We start from the raw sequence: 17,835 nt of genomic DNA on the forward strand, positions 1-17,835 counted from the left end.
TCAAATATCCAATAGTGCGCGAACAATGCCCTGCAGTTTACGGGTGAGCGGCCCAACCGACCAGCTCATCGCAGCACATCCGCGCACCGGCCAAATGCCATATACGCTGTTGCACACAAAGACTTCGTCGGCCCGGTGCAGCTGTTCAAGGCGGATATCGGCCACGCTGGTCGGAATGCCCAACGCCTGCGCCTGGGCCAACACCTCGGCCCGCATGACGCCGGCGACGCCGCAGCGTTTCAGATCAGCGGTCAGCAACACGCCGTCACACACCAGGAACAGGTTGCTGAACACGCCTTCGATGACTCGACCGGACATATCCAGCATCAAACCTTCGGCGTGATCGGCATCCTGCCACTCGGCGCGGGCGAATACCTGTTCCAGGCGATTGAGGTGCTTGAGGCCGGCAAGCAAAGGTTGCTCGGACAAACGGGTGGTACACGCAAACAGGCGAATGCCTGACGCTGCATGTTCCGGGGGATAAGTGGCAGGTGGACTGCCTTGCAGAATGCGTCGCGGGGGAGCGCCGACGCTGATGCCGTAACCGCGCTGGCTGTCGCCACGGGTCAGGATCAATTTGAGTACACCCTCGCCCAAGGCGGTGGCATAGGCCAGCAATTCGCTGCGGATCAACGGCTGATCCGCAACAATCGCCAACCGCCTGCAACCCTCATCGAGGCGCTGCAGGTGGCGGTCGAGCAACACAGGCTGCCCGGCCTTGACGGCAATGGTCTCGAACAGTCCATCACCGTACGCCAGGCCACGGTCTTTCAGGGGCACTGTGCCCGCCGGCTGACCGTCAACCCAGCTTTCCATCACTCGGCGAACCGGCGGAACACCAGGGAACCGTTGGTACCACCAAAACCGAACGAGTTGGACAACACTACGTCGATCGGCATCTTCTGCGCTTCATGCGGTACGAAGTTCAGGTCGCAGCCCTCATCCGGCTCATCGAGGTTGATGGTCGGCGGTGCGACCTGATCCTTGATGGCCAGCACGCTGAAGATCGCCTCGACCGCGCCCGCCGCACCCAACAGGTGGCCGGTCATGGACTTGGTGGAGCTGACCGCCAGCTTGTAGGCGTGCTCGCCGAACACCGACTTGATGGCTTCGGCTTCCGCCAGGTCGCCCGTCGGCGTCGAAGTGCCGTGGGCGTTGATGTACTGCACCTGGTCAGCATTGACCTTGGCATCACGCAACGCATTGGTAATGCAGCGCGCAGCCCCTGCACCGTCAGCCGGCGGCGAGGTCATGTGGTACGCATCACCGCTCATGCCGAAGCCAATCAGCTCGGCGTAGATGGTGGCGCCACGGGCCTTCGCGTGCTCCAGCTCTTCGAGGACCAGCGCACCGGCACCGTCGGCCAGTACAAAGCCATCACGGCCCTTGTCCCATGGACGGCTGGCACGGGTCGGCTCGTCATTGCGGGTCGACAGTGCACGGGACGCGCCGAAGCCCCCCATGCCCAGGCCGCAGGCAGCCATTTCGGCGCCGCCAGCGATCATCACGTCGGCTTCGTCGTAGGCGATATTGCGCGCCGCCATGCCGATGCAGTGAGTGCCGGTGGTGCACGCCGTGGAGATGGCGTAGTTAGGTCCCTGGGCCCCCAAGTGGATGGACAGGAAACCGGAAATCATATTGATGATCGAGCCAGGCACGAAGAACGGTGAAATTCGGCGGGGACCGGACTCGTGCAACGTGCGGCTGGTTTCTTCGATATTGGTCAGACCGCCAATACCCGAACCCATGGCCACGCCGATGCGCTCACGGTTGGCGTCGGTGACTTCCAGGCCGGCATTACGCACCGCCTGAAAACCGGCTGCCAGGCCGTATTGAATGAACAGGTCGAGTTTGCGGGACTCTTTGACCGAGAGATATTCCTCGACATTAAAGTCCTTTACCGAGCCGCCAAAACGGGTGGAATAGGCAGAAAGGTCCGTGTGTTCGATCAGACCAATACCACTGCGGCCAGCCAGAATGCCCTGCCAACTGCTCGGCACATCCGTACCCAGTGGCGACAACATACCCATACCGGTGACTACGACGCGTCTACGCGACACAGCACTCTCCTTTTTCTAATGACGACACTTTGCATCAGGCTTAAAGGAAAAAACCGCACGCCGTAGGGCAGTGCGGTTTTTCCATCACAGCAAGCGACGATTACAAACTATTACGCCTGGTGGCTAGTAACGTAGTCGATGGCAGCTTGAACGGTAGTGATTTTTTCAGCTTCTTCGTCCGGGATTTCGGTCTCGAATTCCTCTTCCAGAGCCATCACCAGCTCAACGGTGTCAAGGGAGTCGGCACCCAGGTCTTCAACGAAGGAAGCAGTGTTGGTCACTTCTTCTTCTTTAACGCCCAGTTGCTCAGCAACGATTTTCTTGACGCGCTCTTCGATGGTGCTCATACCGTGTTTTCACTCCTAATGGACAAATTCAGGCAGCTGGCCAGTGGGTAAGTGTATAGAAAGACTTTTCAGCTTTTCAACTGAAAGCTTCACCCTCGTACCCTATTGGCCATCTGCCTATAAATAGATTGCAGCTTTATAACGGATTTTAGACAGCTCGTATGACATTTTTTTGAAGCGATCCGTCACAATTTAACTCATGTACATCCCGCCGTTCACCGGGATTGTAGCCCCAGTCACGTATGCCGCACCGTCGGATGCCAGGAAAGTGACCACATTCGCGATCTCTTGAGCCTGGCCCAGACGGCCCAGCGGAATCTGCGTCAGCAGCGCTTCACGCTGCGCTTCAGGCAATTCGCGGGTCATATCGGTATCGATGAACCCTGGAGCCACCGAGTTGACCGTAATCGACCGCGAGCCCACTTCACGCGCCAGTGCACGGCTGAAACCTTCCAGACCGGCCTTGGCGGCTGCGTAGTTTACTTGGCCTGCGTTGCCCATGGCACCCACAACAGAGCCAATATTGATAATTCGACCCCAACGAGCCTTGGTCATGCCACGCAAAACACCCTTGGACAGGCGAAATAGACTGTTCAGGTTGGTATCAACGACGTCATGCCACTCGTCGTCTTTCATGCGCATCATCAGGTTATCGCGGGTGATACCGGCATTGTTCACCAGAATAGCCGGTGCACCGAATTTCGCCGTGATTTCAGCCAGGACGGCAGCCACGGACTCATCGCTGGTCACGTTCAGTTCAAGGCCGGTGCCCTGAACGCCGTTTTCCTTCAACGTCGCGGCAATACGCTCGGCGCCGGCGGCGGAGGTTGCGGTACCGATGACCACAGCGCCCAGACGGCCCAGCTCCAGGGCGATCGCCTGGCCAATGCCACGGCTAGCGCCGGTGACCAGTGCAACTTTACCTTGCAGACTCATGCAGGCTTCTCCTAGGTTCGGAAATTAAAGGTCAGGCCAGGGCTGCGCGAGCAGCAGCAAAGGCATCCGGAGTATTGAGGTTGGAAGTCGACACGCCCTCGGCGCAACGCTTGTTCAGGCCAGCCAGGACTTTGCCCGGGCCGCACTCTACCAATTGGGTGACGCCGTTGGCAGCCAGGGTCTGCACCGACTCAACCCAGCGAACCGGCTTGTACAACTGCTCCAGCAGGTCGCGCTTGAGGGTTTCCAGGTCGGGAGCAACTGCGGCGCTGACGTTCTGTACCAGCGGAATCTGAGGCGCCTGCCAGTTGATCGCAGCGATCGACTCGGCAAAACGCTCGGCAGCCGGGCGCATCAGCTCGCAGTGGGACGGCACGCTGACCGGCAGCGGCAATGCACGCTTGGCGCCACGGGCCTTGCAGCCTTCAATGGCGCGCTCTACTGCGGCCTTGGCACCAGCGATCACCACCTGGCCAGGGGAGTTGAAGTTCACCGCGCTGACCACTTCGCCCTGGGCCGCTTCGGCACAGGCAGCAATCACGTCAGCATCTTCCAGGCCGAGAATGGCGGCCATGCCACCCTGCCCGGCCGGAACGGCTTCCTGCATCAGCTGGCCACGACGCTCGACCAACTTGACTGCTTCACCGAGGGTCAGGCTGCCAGCGGCCACCAGGGCGCTGTATTCGCCCAGGCTATGACCGGCAACGTAAGCCGGGCGCGCACCACCTTCAGCCAACCACAGGCGCCACAGGGCGATGGAGGCGGTCAGGATGGCCGGTTGGGTCTTGTCGGTTTGGTTGAGCAGCGCTTCCGGCCCTTGCTGGGTCAGTGCCCACAGGTCGTAACCCAGGGCATCGGAAGCTTCCTTGAAAGTTTCCAGGACCAGCGGATGTTCCGCGCCCAGCTCGGCCAACATGCCGAGGGACTGCGAACCCTGCCCTGGAAAGACGAATGCGAGGGATGTAGACATGTAACAAGCCCCTAATGATCTGGTCGTCGGAAATTGACGCCCCACAGGTGGGAGCGCAAGAAACTGACAGATTGGATGGTCAATTGAACTGGCCGGTCACATTTAAGCATTTCCGGCCCGATTCGCCTAAGGCAACAGATCCTCAAGGCGGCCGTGCAAGCGTTGCGGCAGGTTTTCCTGGATCTCGATCAAGGCGCGCTGGATGGCACTTTGAAAACCCTGCACCCCCGCCGAGCCGTGACTTTTCACCACGATGCCCTGCAACCCCAGGAAACTCGCGCCATTGTGCCGCGCCGGTGCCAGGTCCGCCTGCAGGCGCCGCATCAAGGGCAGCGCCAGGGCGCCCACCACACGTGACGCGAGGTTGCGCTTGAACAAGGCCTCGATGCGCGCAGCAATCATCGTCGCCAGGCCTTCGCTGGATTTGAGCAGGATATTGCCGACAAACCCGTCGCACACCACCACATCCGCTTCGCCGCGGTACAACCCGTCACCTTCGACAAAGCCGATGTAGTTCAAGCCTCGCGCGCTTTGCAACAGCGTCGCCGCCAGCTTGACCTGCTGATTACCCTTGATGTCCTCGGTGCCGATATTCAGCAATGCCACCCGAGGCCGGGCCACGCCCAGCGCTTCGGCCGCCACCGAGCCCATCAACGCAAAGTGCAGCAGATGCTCGGCACTGCAATCGACGTTTGCCCCCAGGTCCAGCAACTGGCAATAGCCTTGCTGGGTCGGGATCGCCGCGACCATCGCCGGCCGATCAATGCCCGGCAGGGTCTTCAGCACATGCCGGGACAACGCCATCAACGCCCCGGTATTGCCGGCACTGACACAGGCCTGGGCCTTGCCGTCACGCACCAGCTCCAGGGCCACCCGCATCGAAGAATCAGGCTTGCCGCGCAACGCCTGTGCAGGCTTTTCATCCATGGTGATGGTTTCGCTGGCCGGCGTAATAGTCAGGCGCGTGCGATCCACAGCCGGATGGCTGGCAATCAGTTCTTCAAGTAAGGAGGGTTGACCGACGAGGGTCAGGTGCAGCGAGGGCGTGGCAGACAGGCAAGCAATGCAGGCCTGAACAATGCTGCGGGGACCGAAGTCCCCGCCCATTGCGTCAATCGCGATGACTTGAGCAGACAAGTGATTACTCGTCAGCGCCCTTGTCGATCACTTTACGGCCACGGTATACGCCTTCTGGCGATACGTGGTGACGCAGGTGAACTTCACCGGTGGTTTTTTCTACAGACAGAGTGCTCGCCGTCAGGGCGTCGTGGGAACGACGCATGTCACGGGCAGAGCGGGATTTTTTGTTCTGCTGAACAGCCATAATTGATTAACTCCTAAACGTTTGGGTCACGCTTTAACTGCGCCAATACACTGAACGGGTTGGACCGCGTTACCTCGTCCTCGCTCGGTTCGGGCTCATCGAGACCCGCCGGCTGCTGGCATTCTTCCGGATGATGAGCAGGCACAATGGGCAAGGCGAGCAAAAGCTCCTCCTCGATCAGTGACTGCAGATCCAAAGGATCTTCGCCCAGTTCCAGCACGTCATAACCTTTCGGCAACGACTGGGTATTCGCACCCTCTTTCACCACAGCATAACTGCATTCGCTGTGGATCGGCAGGGTGACCAGCTCAAGACAACGCTGGCAAACCATTTTGACTTCGGTGTCGATAAAGCTGTGGATTACCACAGACTTACGTTCATCTCGTTCAAAAACGAATTTAGCCTGCACCGTACCGACAGTGTCGGAAAGCGGGTCGCAGAGTCTCTCCAAATCGGCCAGCAGCACTTCACCTTGAAGGGTAGTGCCACGATCAGCCAATTTGCGCGGGTCAACGTGAGGTGGAATCGGGTCATTCAACATAGGCGCAGCATTATAGGGATGCACCCAGCCATGTCAAAGGAAATTCAGCCCTGTCCGTCACCGGGCCTCCCCGCTAGAATCCGCGACTGCCTTGAGGAGACGCCCATGCTGCCTTTATTACTCGCTTCCAGCTCGGTTTATCGCCGGGAATTGCTGAACCGCCTGCACCTGCCGTTCATCTGCAGTTCGCCGGATATCGACGAAAGCCACCGCCCGGACGAGTCTGCCGTGGAACTGGTGAAGCGCCTCGCCGAAGAAAAGGCTCGCGCCCTCGCCGGCAGTCATCCAGGGCATCTGATTATCGGCTCGGACCAGGTCGCAGCGCTCGACGGCCAGATCATCGGCAAGCCCCACACCTTCGAGAAGGCCCGCGAGCAACTGCTGGCGGCCAGTGGCAAGCGGGTCAGCTTCCTCACCGGCCTGGCCGTGCTGAACAGCACCACCGGCCACTGCCAGGTCGACTGCATCACCTTCACCGTACATATGCGCACGCTGGACACGGCACGCATCGAACGCTACTTGCGCATCGAGCAGCCCTACGACTGCGCTGGCAGCTTCAAGGCCGAAGGCCTGGGGGTGAGCCTGTTTCAAAGCACTGAAGGACCGGACGCTACCAGCCTGGTCGGCCTGCCATTGATCCGACTGGTGGACATGCTGCTGGCCGAAGGCGTGCAGATTCCCTGAGAACACCACAAACAAATGTGGGAGCTGGCCTGCCTGCGATGCAGACACCTCGGTACATCAGTTGCACCGAGGTGATGCTATCGCAGGCAAGCCAGCTCCCACACGTTGAGCCATGTCGCGCTCAAGGTCTCAGCGCAGAGTCGGCCCCTGGAAGCCCATCCACATCGCCAACTGCTCAGCCACACTGGCGCCGAGCTTCTTCGAGAAGCGGTCAAACGGCGATTCCTGAACAGTGAAATCCACCAGTTCTTTCTCGCCAATCACATCCCGCGCCACCGAACTGGCACTGCCCAGGCCGTCGATCAAGCCCAGCGGCAGTGCTTGCTCACCGGACCAGACCAAGCCGGAGAACAGCTCCGGATGTTCTTTATCCTTGAGCCGGTCACCGCGCCCTTGCTTGACGCTGGCAATAAACTGCCGATGAGTGGTATCGAGCACGCCCTGCCAGAACTGGGTCTCGTCAGCCTTTTGCGGCTGGAATGGATCCAGGAACGACTTGTGCTCGCCAGATGTGTAGGTACGCCGCTCAACCCCAAGTTTCTCCATGGTGCCGACAAAGCCGTAACCGGCCGCCGTCACACCAATGGAACCCACCAGACTGGCCTTGTCGGCATAGATCTGGTCGGCAGCGCTGGCGATGTAATAGGCACCCGAGGCCCCCAGGTCGGAAATCACAGCATAGAGCTTGATGTCCGGGTGCAACGCGCGCAGACGACGAATCTCGTCATACACATAACCCGATTGCACCGGACTGCCGCCCGGGCTGTTAATGCGCAGAATCACAGCCTTGACCTTGGAATCCTCGAAGGCCGCCCGCAGGCTGCTGACAATATTGTCGGCACTGGCAGACTCCTTGTCGGCAATCACTCCGCGCACTTCGATCAATGCCGTGTAGTTACCGCTTCGGGTGGCGCTCTTCTCCATGTCCATCAGCGGACTGAACAGCGCCAGCATACCCAGCAGATAAATAAAGGTCAGGAGCTTGAAAAAGATCCCCCAACGCCGGGAGCGACGCTGCTCCTGGACACTGGCCAGCAGGGTCTTCTCCAGCAACTTCCAGCTTCTGTCATCGCCATTGTTATCGGCATTAGCCTTTTCAGGCGCCTTCCACTCATCGGTCATGCCATCTACCCCAGCAAAGACTTAATGGGCCCGGCTGAGCCAGGCCTGCAGTTCAGAAAAACGGTCAATCGTCAGTCTCGGCTCGTACGCTTGCAACGCCTCGGCAGACTGGGCGCCGTAGCTGACCGCCACAGAGTCCATGCCAGCATTGCGCGCCATCATCAGATCGAACGACGCATCACCCACCATCAACGCTTGCCGAGGCGACACACCACATTGAGCGAGAATCTGCTCGAGCATCAGAGGATGGGGTTTGCTGGCGGTTTCATCCGCCGCACGGGTGGCGTCGAAATAATTTTCCCAACCGTGGGCTTTGAGCACCCGGTCCAGGCCGCGACGGGCCTTGCCGGTCGCCACCGCGAGGTGATAGCCGTCGGCACGAAACGCTTCCATGGCCTGTGCCACCCCTTCAAACAGCGGCGATGGCTGGGCATCAAGCGCCATGTAGTGATCGGCGTAGTGCTGACGAAACGCTATCAACTCGTCATCGCCAATCTCCGGATACAGGGTACGGATCGCTTCCGGCAGGCCCAGGCCGATAATGCCCTTGACCGCCAAGTCGTCGCACAACGCATAGCCGGCTCGGGTCGACGCGGCGTGCATCGAGTCAACAATCCGACCAATGGAGTTACACAGCGTGCCATCCCAATCAAAGATCAGCAGCTTGTAGTCAAGGTGCGACACTCAGGCGCTCCACGGTCTTGGCCCACATCTCATCGACAGGCGCCTGCAGCTTCAATTCGCCGCCATCCGGCAGCGGCACGGTGAGCATGTAGGCGTGCAGGAACAGGCGTTTGCCGCCCAGGTCGCGGATTTCCTTGGAGAAATCCTCGTCGCCGTATTTGGTATCGCCGGCGATGCAGTGGCCAGCGTGCAGGGTATGCACACGAATCTGGTGGGTACGGCCAGTCACAGGCTTGGCCTCGACCATGGTGGCAAAGTCACCAAAGCGACGCAGCACCTTGAACAGGGTCAGCGCCTCCTTGCCCTCCTCGTCCACCTCAACCATACGTTCGCCGGAGCGCAGATTGCTCTTCTGCAACGGCGCGCGGACGCTCTTGATCGAGGTTGCCCAGTTGCCACGCACCAGGGCCATGTAGCGCTTGTCCACGCCATCACCGCGCAGGGCGGCATGCAGGTGACGCAACATGCTGCGTTTTTTGGCAATCATCAGCAGGCCGGAGGTGTCACGGTCCAGACGGTGGACCAGCTCCAGCTCCTTGGCATCCGGGCGCAACTGACGAAAGGCTTCAATCACCCCGTAGTTCAGGCCACTGCCACCATGAACGGCGATACCGCAAGGCTTGTTGATCACGATCAGCTTGTTGTCTTCAAAGACAATCGACGCTTCGAGGCGCTGCAACAGGCCTTGAGCCAGAGGGACCGGCTCGTCCCGCTCAGGCACCCGCACCGGCGGCACACGGACGATATCGCCCGCCTGCAGCTTGTACTCGGGCTTGATCCGGCCCTTGTTCACGCGCACTTCGCCTTTACGCAAAATGCGGTAAATCAAGGTCTTGGGCACGCCTTTGAGCCTGGCAAGAAGAAAGTTGTCGATGCGTTGGCCGGCATATTCCGGCGAGACCTCGAGCAGCTGGACGCTGGGGGTCTGGGGGGCGGTAGTCGTCATGGCGGCGATGATAACAATTTTTTATGGAATTGAAGCACTTAATCATTGCTGCTATAGTCGCGAACGCCGCCAAAAGCGGCCTGGACAGAGGACTAGCGGCAAACTGCCGGCCCTGACCATCGCAATTCATCAGGACGCGAGGCCGTCCTACGGGGCTTTCGCCACCTTGGAAGGCTCGAGATTGTAACAAGCGCAGGTGACATGAGGCCTGAAGCGAGTGCAAAAAGCAGAGTGATTACTCGCCTTTTGCGCCGATATTTACGGCCAGTTCACAAAGTGCAGTCAGTCTTGAGCCAGACCACGGCGAATGCTTCGGAAACAACGCCTGTTACGAGCTGAGTGAGAGCACAGTCGCCCACACCCGGTCTTGTTTAGCCATGAGCGTGTTCTCCCCATTGGAGAACACGGTAAATGCCAACCCGCTGCGGATTCTGCGCGCGGCAGCACCCGAATTATCAGGGATACGTGTAGGGTGGAGATGCACAACCGTCGGACTGTGTAGCACTAGGCTTATATTTAGACGCTTCATCTCGTCCACAGTCGCCGGTTGATTCCTCCTCCTGACTGAGTGCTTAAGTCACCACAGCAAGCAGGAAGCGTACGTCGCGATACCGCCCATTTTGGCGGGTATTGCTGGACACTGGAGTGGCCAACCACTCTTGACGCACCTGACACCGACCGTGAGAAGTCGTGTGTGCCGAACGCCGTTTCCGGCAGCCCGGAAACCGACGGTACAACATGAAAAGAATGCTGATTAACGCAACTCAACCCGAAGAGTTGCGTGTTGCACTGGTAGACGGCCAACGCCTCTACGACCTGGACATCGAGTCCGGTGCACGCGAGCAAAAGAAGGCCAACATCTATAAAGGCCGGATTACTCGTATCGAACCAAGCCTTGAGGCTGCCTTTGTCGATTTTGGCTCCGAGCGCCATGGCTTCCTGCCCCTCAAAGAAATCTCCCGCGAATACTTCAAGAAAGCCCCAGAAGGCCGCGTGAACATCAAGGACGTCCTGAGCGAAGGCCAGGAAGTCATCGTTCAGGTGGAAAAAGAAGAACGTGGCAACAAGGGCGCAGCCCTCACCACCTTCATCAGCCTGGCTGGCCGCTACCTGGTCCTGATGCCGAACAACCCGCGTGCCGGCGGTATTTCCCGTCGCATCGAAGGCGAAGAGCGCAACGAACTGCGTGAAGCGCTGAACGGCCTGATCGCTCCGGCCGACATGGGCCTGATCGTGCGCACTGCCGGCCTGGGCCGCAGCAGCGAAGAAATGCAGTGGGACCTCGATTACCTGCTGCAACTCTGGACCGCCATCAAAGAAGCGTCCCTGGATCGCTCCGCGCCGTTCCTGATCTATCAGGAAAGCAACGTGATCATCCGCGCCATCCGCGACTACCTGCGCCAGGACATCGGCGAAGTGCTGATCGACAGCGTTGAAGCCCAGGACGAAGCCCTGACCTTCATCCGCCAGGTGATGCCGCAGTACGCCAGCAAGATCAAGCTCTACGAAGACAGCGTTCCGCTGTTCAACCGTTTCCAGATCGAAAGCCAGATCGAAACCGCTTTCCAGCGCGTAGTCGAACTGCCTTCCGGCGGCTCCATCGTGATCGACCCGACCGAAGCCCTGGTGTCCATCGACATCAACTCGGCGCGCGCCACGAAGGGTAGCGACATCGAAGAAACCGCCCTGCAGACCAACCTGGAAGCGGCTGAAGAAATCGCCCGCCAGCTGCGCCTGCGTGACATCGGCGGCCTGATCGTGATCGACTTCATCGACATGACCCCCGCCAAGAACCAGCGCGCCGTGGAAGAGAAAGTCCGCGAATGCCTGGAAGCTGACCGAGCCCGCGTACAGGTCGGCCGCATCTCGCGCTTCGGCCTGCTGGAAATGTCCCGTCAGCGCCTGCGTCCATCCCTGGGCGAAAGCAGCGGCATCGTTTGCCCGCGTTGCAACGGCACCGGCATCATCCGTGACGTTGAATCGCTGTCCCTGGCGATCCTGCGCCTGATCGAAGAAGAAGCCCTGAAAGACCGCACTGCCGAAGTGCGCGCCCAGGTGCCGATCCCGGTGGCGGCGTTCCTGCTCAACGAAAAACGCAACTCGATCACCAAGATCGAACTGCGCACCCGTGCCCGTATCGTGATCCTGCCGAACGATCACCTCGAAACGCCGCACTTCGAAGTGCAGCGCCTGCGTGATGACAGCCCGGAAGCCCACGTCAACCAGTCCAGCTACGAAATCGCTGCTGCCGCTGCCGAAGTGGAAGAAGTCCAGCCAGCCGCCGCGACCCGTACCCTGGTTCGCCAGGAAGCCGCCGTCAAGACCGCGCCTGCCCGTGCCAACGCACCGGTTCCGGTTGAAGCCGCTGCTCCGGTTACCGCGCCTGCCGCCCTGCCTGAGCCAAGCCTGTTCAAGGGCCTGGTGAAGTCGCTGGTCAGCCTGTTCGCCACCAAGGAAGAGCCAGTGGCTCCAGTTGTGGTCGAGAAGCCTGCCGCTGAACGCCCTGCACGCAATGAAGAGCGTCGCAACGGTCGCCAGCAGAGCCGCAATCGCAACGGTCGCCGTGACGAAGAGCGCAAGCCTCGTGAAGAACGTGCGCCACGCGAAGATCGCGCCCCACGTGAAGAGCGCCAGCCGCGCGAAGCCCGTGAAGAAACGCCAACCGTAGCCCGTGAAGAGCGTGCACCACGCGAAGAACGTGCGCCGCGCGCTCCACGCGCCCCGCGTGAAGATCGCAAGCCACGTGGCGAGCGTGAAGAACGCGTGCGTGAACTGCGCGAGCCGTTGGATGCCGCTCCAGCCGTAGCCGCTGCTGCTGCCACCGCTGCCACTGCTGAAGAGCGTCCAGCTCGTCAGCCCCGTGAAGAACGCGCGCCACGCCCTCCTCGTGAAGAGCGTCAACCACGTGCCGAGCAAGCGGCTCCAGCCGGTGAAGAAGAAGAGCTGCTGTCCAACGAAGATCAGCAACAGGAAGACGGTCAGGACAACGCCGAAGGCGATCGTCCACGCCGCCGCTCCCGTGGCCAGCGTCGTCGCAGCAACCGTCGTGAGCGTCAACGTGATGCCAACGGCAATGAAATCGAAGGCTCGGAAGAGACCGGCGAAGCTACCGCTACTGGCGAACCGACGGGCGCCGAACTGGCTGCCGGCCTGGCCGTTACCGCGGCTGTTGCCAGCTCGGTCATCAGCGCACCTGCTGAAGCCCAGGCCAACGAGCAAGCTGAAGCCGCTACCGCTGCCATCCAGGAAACCCCTGCTGTAGAGACGCCAGCCGTCGAAGCACCTGTGGTTGAAGCGACGACGCCAGTCGAAGCCCCGGTTGTTCCGGAAGTGGAAGTAGCGCCAGCTCGTCACGTGCGTGAAGTTCGTGAAGTTCGTGAAGTTCGCGAGCCTAAGCCTGAAGCTGAAGTGGTTGCCGAGCGTGCCGCTGTTGTTGAACAACAGCCCGTGGTTGAAGCCGCCGTTGAAGCACCGGTTGCCGAGCCGACCCCTGAAGTGCGTGAAGTTCGCGAAGAACAGACCGCCTTCCAGTGGACTGCCGAACCTGCCCCAGTGGTCGAAGCGGTTGAAGCACCAGCGCCTGCTCCAGTGGTCGAAGAAGCTCCAGCGCCAGTCGCTGAAGTGGTTGTCGCCCCTGAACCTGTGGCCGTGGTTGCCGAGCCTGCCCCTGTGGTTGAAGCGCCAGTGGTTGCCGAAGTGGCAGCACCGGTGGTTGAAGCCGCTCCGGCCAGCGCCCTGACCGAAAATGGCCGTGCGCCGAACGACCCGCGTGAAGTGCGTCGTCGTCGCAAGGAAGCTGAAGCGGCCGCCGCTGCTGCCAAGGCCGCTGCCGAAGCCGCTCCAGCCGTCGCTGAAGTGGTCGAAGCAGCCCCTGCTCCGGTCACCGAAGCCGTGGTTGAGCACACTGCCCCTGCTATCGACGAGAACCAACGTTCCGTTGAAGAAGTGGTAGAGCACCACCCTAAGGCCCTGGAAGAAGAACACGAGCCTAAACCCCTCGTCTGATTCCATCGGCCACTAAAAAGCCCCGCCTGAGTGATCAGGCGGGGCTTTTTTATGCCTGCGCTATCCGCTAGCGGAAGTTCAACAACGCCGGCACATCCACATCCCACAACACGCCGGGATCATCGACTGCCACTTCCTGCACCGAAGCCAGGGCAAACAATGGCTTTGCTCCACGATCTCCCGTCAGCGCCATCAAGGCAGGACCGAATGAACGGCCAAACCCCACAGGATGCCCATACTGACCGGCATGCACCGGGACGCTGATACCGTCGATCTCAAGGCCTGCCATCACCTGCTCGATACTCGCAGGCAGGATGAATGGCATATCCCCCAGCACCACCAGCCAGCTATCGGACGAGCCACTAGCCGCCACTGCCGCCGCGATGCTGTCACCCATTCCAGGCGAGCACAGCAAGAGCACTTCACAGCCATGCAACTGCGCCAGCCGAATGACTTCGGTGCGATCCGGCGACGTCACCACCCAGCGCCTGGCAACCGCCGCTGGCAAATTCACCAATACCTGTTCGATCACTGGCCGCGTGATGCCATCCCGGCCCACGCAGGGCGCCAGCAACTTATCCTGATCCGCCCCAGCCTCAGCCCGAAAACGACTGCCCTGCCCCGCCGCCAGGATGATCGCGGTGATGCCCGTCAACTGACCGCTGCCTGCAACGGTTTTTTCTGCAACAGATCAATCCCGTTCTTGATGGCGACGATTTCCGCCATCAACGACAGGGCGATCTCCGCTGGCGTATGGCTACCGATATGCAGGCCAATCGGCCCATGCAGCCGCGCAATGGCCTCCGCACTCAACCCCAGCGCCGCGAGGTTTTCCCGGCGCTTCTGGCTGTTGACCCGCGATCCCAGGGCGCCAATGTAGAACGCCTTGGAATTGAGAGCCGTCAGCAGCGCCATGTCATCCAGACGCGGGTCATGGGTGAGCGCGACAATAGCCGTGCGTTCATCGGTCTGGATATTCAGCACGGCCTCATCGGGCATGCCCGGCACAAAGCGCCCGTGCTGTTCTTCCCAGCCGTAGACAAACTCCTGGCGCGGGTCGCAGATCAGCACTTCGAAATCCAGCAACCGGGCCATTTCCGCCACATAGCGTGACAACTGGCCGGCGCCGATCAGCAGCAGGCGCCAGCGCGGGCCATAAATCGCCCGCAAGCGCTCGCCGTCAAAACTGACCACATCGGTCTTGCTCGCACCGCTCAACACCACTTCACCGGTGGCCAGGTCCAACTCACGGGCGACAATCTCGTGGGCTTCGCAGCGCGCCAGCAATTCAGCGACCCAATCGGGATCACCCACCCGCTCTTCGGTCAGGCGCAAGGTGCCGCCGCACGGCAGACCAAAACGCGCCGCTTCGTCCCGGGTGACGCCGTAGGTGACAAGCTGCACCGGCGGCCCGTCTTCAGGCAACCGGCCATCCTGCAAACGGGCGATCAAGTCGTCCTCGATACAGCCCCCAGACACCGAGCCAATTACCACGCCGTCGCCGCGCAAGGCCAGCATGGCCCCCGGCGGACGCGGCGCACTGCCCCAGGTCTGGACCACGCTGTAGAGCACCACCCGCTGCCCGGCGCGGCGCCATTCCAGCACGCTGCGCAACACATTCAGATCAACACTGTCCATCAGGCCTTCGCCTCCTGCCAAACACGTAGCTGGTTTTGATAAACAGCATCTATGAGATGATAAAAAATATCGGTAGTCAGCTAAGTTAACTCAGCGACAATAAAAAAGCCCCGCTATGCAGGGCTTGGTGCGTCAAAAAACGAGCTTAGTTCAATAGCGGTTGGGCTCCATTTCCAGCACAACCTTGAAACGCTTTTCGATGTCCTGCTGGATGCGAAGCGCGAGACCGGCAATGTCCTGGCCGGTGGCGGCGCCATAGTTGACCAACACCAGCGCCTGCAAGCGATGCACGCCGGCATCGCCGTCACGAAAGCCTTTCCAGCCCGCCTTGTCGATCAGCCAGCCAGCGGCCAGTTTCATCTGCCCGTCAGCCTGGGGGTAAGCCACCAGGTCCGGGTATTGCAGCTGCAACTCGGCGGCCAGCGCCTGGGACACCAGCGGGTTCTTGAAGAAACTGCCGGCATTGCCGAGCACCGCCGGGTCGGGCAGCTTCTCGCTACGAATGCTGCAAATCGCCCGACTGACATCGCTGGGAGTGGCCTGAACGATGCCTTGCTCAGTCAGGCGCTGTTGCACCGGCCCGTATTCAAGCTTCAGGTGCACGGCGCGACTCAGGGAAAAACGCACCCGCAGGATCAGCCAGCGCCCGACTTCGTGCTTGAACAGGCTGTCGCGGTAGGCAAAGTTGCATTCGCCCAGGCTGAAATCCCGCAGCTCGCCGGTGTGGCGATCAAGGGCGGTCAGGCCGGCGAACACGTCCTTGATCTCCACACCGTAGGCGCCAATGTTTTGCATCGGTGCGGCGCCGACCGTGCCAGGAATCAGACTGAGGTTTTCCAGGCCGGAAAAACCCTGGGCCAAGGTCCACAGCACAAACGGATGCCAGGCCTCGCCAGCTTCGGCCTCCACCACCACAATCACGCCATCATCACGCACTACCCGAATGCCCTGGCTGGCCATGCGCAGCACCAGCGCGTCGATGTCCTGGGTCAGCAACAAATTGCTGCCGCCACCAATCACCAGCAACGGCAGTTGTTGCTCGGCGGCATAGGCTAATGCCTCACGCACGTCGGCGTCGTTGTGGGCCTCGGCAAACAGCCGGGCTCGCACGTCGATGCCAAAGCTGTTGAACGGTTTGAGCGAAACCTGTGCCTGCACCTGCAAAGTCATAACCGGCCCTTCAATTCAATCACCAACAGGTCACAGGCGCGTTCGATCAGGTCGAGTACGGTTTCAAAGCCCTGGTCGCCTTCGTAATACGGGTCCGGCACTTCATCCACCACCGAGTCGTAACGGCGCAGGAACAGGTCCAGGTCCGCCTTGCCCTGTGCTGGTTGCATGGCCTTGAGGTTGCGCAGGTTGCTCTGGTCCATGGCGAGGATCAGGTCGTAGCGGGAGAAGTCGGCACGGGACACTTGTTGCGCACGCTGGGCCGACAAGTCGTAACCCCGTTGCAGCGCCGCCCGCTGGCTGCGCTTGTCCGGTGGATTGCCAACGTGCCATTCACCGGTACCCGCGGAGGCTACTTCAACCTGATCAGCCAGGCCGGCTTCACGCAGTTTGTGGCGCAACACCCCTTCTGCGGTCGGTGAGCGGCAGATATTGCCCAGGCAGACGAACAGAACCTGCATCAGGCCCCCAGCAGGCGACGGACGCGCTCGAGGTCTTCAGGCGTGTCGACACCAGCCGGTGGCGCTTCCAGGGCATCGCCCACATGGATGCGCACGCCGTGCCACAGGGCACGCAGCTGTTCCAGGGATTCGGTGTTTTCCAGCCAGCATGGGCCCCAACTGACGAAGTCATGCAGGAACCCGGCACGGTAGGCGTAGATGCCGATGTGGCGGCGGTAAGGCACGCCCGCTGGCAACACGTCGGGCTGCTTGGCGAACGCATCCCGCGCCCACGGCAAGGTGGAACGGCTGAAGGTCAGCGCCAGGCCATTGATATCACTGACCACTTTCACCACGTTGGGGTTGAACAGGGTCTGGATGTCTTCAATCGGCTCAGCCAGGGTCGCCATGCGGGCTTCGCCATGGGCCGCCAGGTTGGCCGCTACCTGGTCGATCACGCAGGGCGGAATCAACGGCTCGTCACCTTGCACGTTGACCACGATGGCGTCCGCCGCCAGCCCCAGCTGGGTGGCCACTTCGGCCAGGCGGTCGGTGCCGGAATTGTGGTCTTCACGGGTCAGCACCGCTTCGGCGCCAAAGCCTTTGCAGGCCTCGATAATGCGCGGATCATCGGTGGCCACCACCACCCGTTCGGCGCTGCTTTTACAGGCCTGTTCCCACACCAGCTGGATCATCGGCTTGTTGCCGATCAGTTGCAGCGGTTTGCCGGGCAGACGGGTGGAAGCGTAGCGGGACGGGATGACGACGGTGAAGGCGGTGGTCATTTATCCAGGCGCTCGTCGGTAGTCAGGGTGCGGGCTTCGCTTTCAAGCATTACCGGAATGCCATCACGGATCGGGTACGCCAGGCCGGCGCCCTTGCTGATCAGCTCGGTTTTGTCGGCGCTGAGCTTGAGCGGACCTTTGCAGATCGGGCAAGCGAGGATATCGAGCAATTTGGTGTCCATG

19 protein-coding genes are annotated in these 17,835 nt (G+C 60.7%); 2 read left to right on the top strand and 17 right to left on the bottom strand.

Going from position 1 to position 17,835, the window contains the following annotated elements; translation table 11 throughout:
* The 8 genes from pabC to NVB75_RS11580 all read right to left on the bottom strand — a co-directional run bounded on the left by pabC (position 1) and on the right by NVB75_RS11580 (position 6,178).
* Positions 1-816, bottom strand: coding sequence for an aminodeoxychorismate lyase (pabC, locus tag NVB75_RS11545; RefSeq protein ID WP_258347212.1), 816 nt, complete (start codon positions 814-816; stop codon positions 1-3).
* Positions 816-2,060, bottom strand: coding sequence for a beta-ketoacyl-ACP synthase II (gene fabF / locus NVB75_RS11550; protein WP_258347213.1), 1,245 nt, complete (start codon positions 2,058-2,060; stop codon positions 816-818). The genes pabC and fabF overlap by 1 nt, the downstream gene beginning before the upstream one ends.
* A gap of 110 nt (positions 2,061-2,170) precedes the next feature.
* Positions 2,171-2,407 (bottom strand): acyl carrier protein, encoded by a 237-nt coding sequence (acpP, locus tag NVB75_RS11555; RefSeq protein WP_010165887.1) that lies wholly within the window; start codon positions 2,405-2,407, stop codon positions 2,171-2,173.
* 192 nt (positions 2,408-2,599) lie between these two features.
* Positions 2,600-3,343, bottom strand: coding sequence for a 3-oxoacyl-ACP reductase FabG (gene fabG / locus NVB75_RS11560; RefSeq protein ID WP_177025745.1), 744 nt, complete (start codon positions 3,341-3,343; stop codon positions 2,600-2,602).
* Positions 3,344-3,374: 31 nt separating this feature from the next.
* Positions 3,375-4,313: an ACP S-malonyltransferase gene (gene fabD / locus NVB75_RS11565; RefSeq protein WP_258347214.1), complete on the bottom strand. Its 939-nt coding sequence runs from the start codon at positions 4,311-4,313 to the stop codon at positions 3,375-3,377.
* A 126-nt stretch (positions 4,314-4,439) separates the two neighbouring features.
* On the bottom strand, positions 4,440-5,450 hold the full coding sequence (gene plsX, locus NVB75_RS11570; protein ID WP_258347215.1) for a phosphate acyltransferase PlsX: 1,011 nt from the start codon (positions 5,448-5,450) through the stop codon (positions 4,440-4,442).
* 4 nt (positions 5,451-5,454) lie between these two features.
* A complete protein-coding gene (gene rpmF, locus NVB75_RS11575) occupies positions 5,455-5,637 on the bottom strand; it encodes a 50S ribosomal protein L32 (RefSeq protein WP_004371305.1) in 183 nt (60 codons plus the stop codon).
* Between the two features lie 13 nt (positions 5,638-5,650).
* Positions 5,651-6,178 carry a YceD family protein gene (locus NVB75_RS11580; protein WP_017475815.1) on the bottom strand — a complete coding sequence of 176 codons (528 nt, stop codon included), beginning with the start codon at positions 6,176-6,178 and terminating at the stop codon, positions 5,651-5,653.
* A 105-nt stretch (positions 6,179-6,283) separates the two neighbouring features.
* On the opposite strand from NVB75_RS11580, the gene NVB75_RS11585 reads away from it, so the two are divergent.
* Complete coding sequence (locus NVB75_RS11585) at positions 6,284-6,862, top strand: nucleoside triphosphate pyrophosphatase (protein ID WP_258347216.1); 579 nt, start codon at positions 6,284-6,286, stop codon at positions 6,860-6,862.
* A 129-nt stretch (positions 6,863-6,991) separates the two neighbouring features.
* Here the strand turns inward: NVB75_RS11585 and NVB75_RS11590 are convergent, their stop codons facing one another.
* The 3 genes from NVB75_RS11590 to rluC are packed head-to-tail and all read right to left on the bottom strand — an operon-like array spanning position 6,992 to position 9,614.
* Complete coding sequence (locus NVB75_RS11590) at positions 6,992-7,984, bottom strand: S49 family peptidase (protein ID WP_258347217.1); 993 nt, start codon at positions 7,982-7,984, stop codon at positions 6,992-6,994.
* Between the two features lie 21 nt (positions 7,985-8,005).
* Complete coding sequence (locus NVB75_RS11595; RefSeq protein WP_258347218.1) at positions 8,006-8,668, bottom strand: HAD-IA family hydrolase; 663 nt, start codon at positions 8,666-8,668, stop codon at positions 8,006-8,008.
* A complete protein-coding gene (gene rluC / locus NVB75_RS11600) occupies positions 8,655-9,614 on the bottom strand; it encodes a 23S rRNA pseudouridine(955/2504/2580) synthase RluC (RefSeq protein ID WP_063027926.1) in 960 nt (319 codons plus the stop codon). The genes NVB75_RS11595 and rluC overlap by 14 nt, the downstream gene beginning before the upstream one ends.
* A 747-nt stretch (positions 9,615-10,361) precedes the next feature.
* Here rluC and rne point away from each other — a divergent pair.
* The gene (rne, locus tag NVB75_RS11605) at positions 10,362-13,619 is read left to right on the top strand and encodes a ribonuclease E (protein ID WP_258347219.1); all 3,258 of its coding nucleotides are present in this window, start codon (positions 10,362-10,364) and stop codon (positions 13,617-13,619) included.
* 67 nt (positions 13,620-13,686) lie between these two features.
* Here rne and NVB75_RS11610 read toward each other — a convergent pair whose 3' ends face one another.
* The 6 genes from NVB75_RS11610 to NVB75_RS11635 form a co-directional block, all read right to left on the bottom strand.
* Positions 13,687-14,274 (bottom strand): NTP transferase domain-containing protein, encoded by a 588-nt coding sequence (locus tag NVB75_RS11610; RefSeq protein ID WP_258347220.1) that lies wholly within the window; start codon positions 14,272-14,274, stop codon positions 13,687-13,689.
* On the bottom strand, positions 14,271-15,257 hold the full coding sequence (locus NVB75_RS11615) for an XdhC family protein (RefSeq protein WP_258347221.1): 987 nt from the start codon (positions 15,255-15,257) through the stop codon (positions 14,271-14,273). Before NVB75_RS11615 ends, NVB75_RS11610 begins: the two co-directional genes overlap by 4 nt.
* A gap of 150 nt (positions 15,258-15,407) precedes the next feature.
* The gene (gene murB / locus NVB75_RS11620; protein ID WP_258347222.1) at positions 15,408-16,427 is read right to left on the bottom strand and encodes a UDP-N-acetylmuramate dehydrogenase; all 1,020 of its coding nucleotides are present in this window, start codon (positions 16,425-16,427) and stop codon (positions 15,408-15,410) included.
* Positions 16,424-16,888 carry a low molecular weight protein-tyrosine-phosphatase gene (locus NVB75_RS11625; RefSeq protein WP_010165863.1) on the bottom strand — a complete coding sequence of 155 codons (465 nt, stop codon included), beginning with the start codon at positions 16,886-16,888 and terminating at the stop codon, positions 16,424-16,426. The genes murB and NVB75_RS11625 overlap by 4 nt, the downstream gene beginning before the upstream one ends.
* Positions 16,888-17,652, bottom strand: coding sequence for a 3-deoxy-manno-octulosonate cytidylyltransferase (gene kdsB, locus NVB75_RS11630; RefSeq protein WP_258347223.1), 765 nt, complete (start codon positions 17,650-17,652; stop codon positions 16,888-16,890). The genes NVB75_RS11625 and kdsB overlap by 1 nt, the downstream gene beginning before the upstream one ends.
* Complete coding sequence (locus NVB75_RS11635) at positions 17,649-17,834, bottom strand: Trm112 family protein (protein ID WP_003174668.1); 186 nt, start codon at positions 17,832-17,834, stop codon at positions 17,649-17,651. The genes kdsB and NVB75_RS11635 overlap by 4 nt, the downstream gene beginning before the upstream one ends.
* Position 17,835 lies beyond the last annotated feature (1 nt).

The sequence above is a fragment of the Pseudomonas sp. CBS genome, assembly GCF_024734645.1.
Classification (GTDB): domain Bacteria; phylum Pseudomonadota; class Gammaproteobacteria; order Pseudomonadales; family Pseudomonadaceae; genus Aquipseudomonas.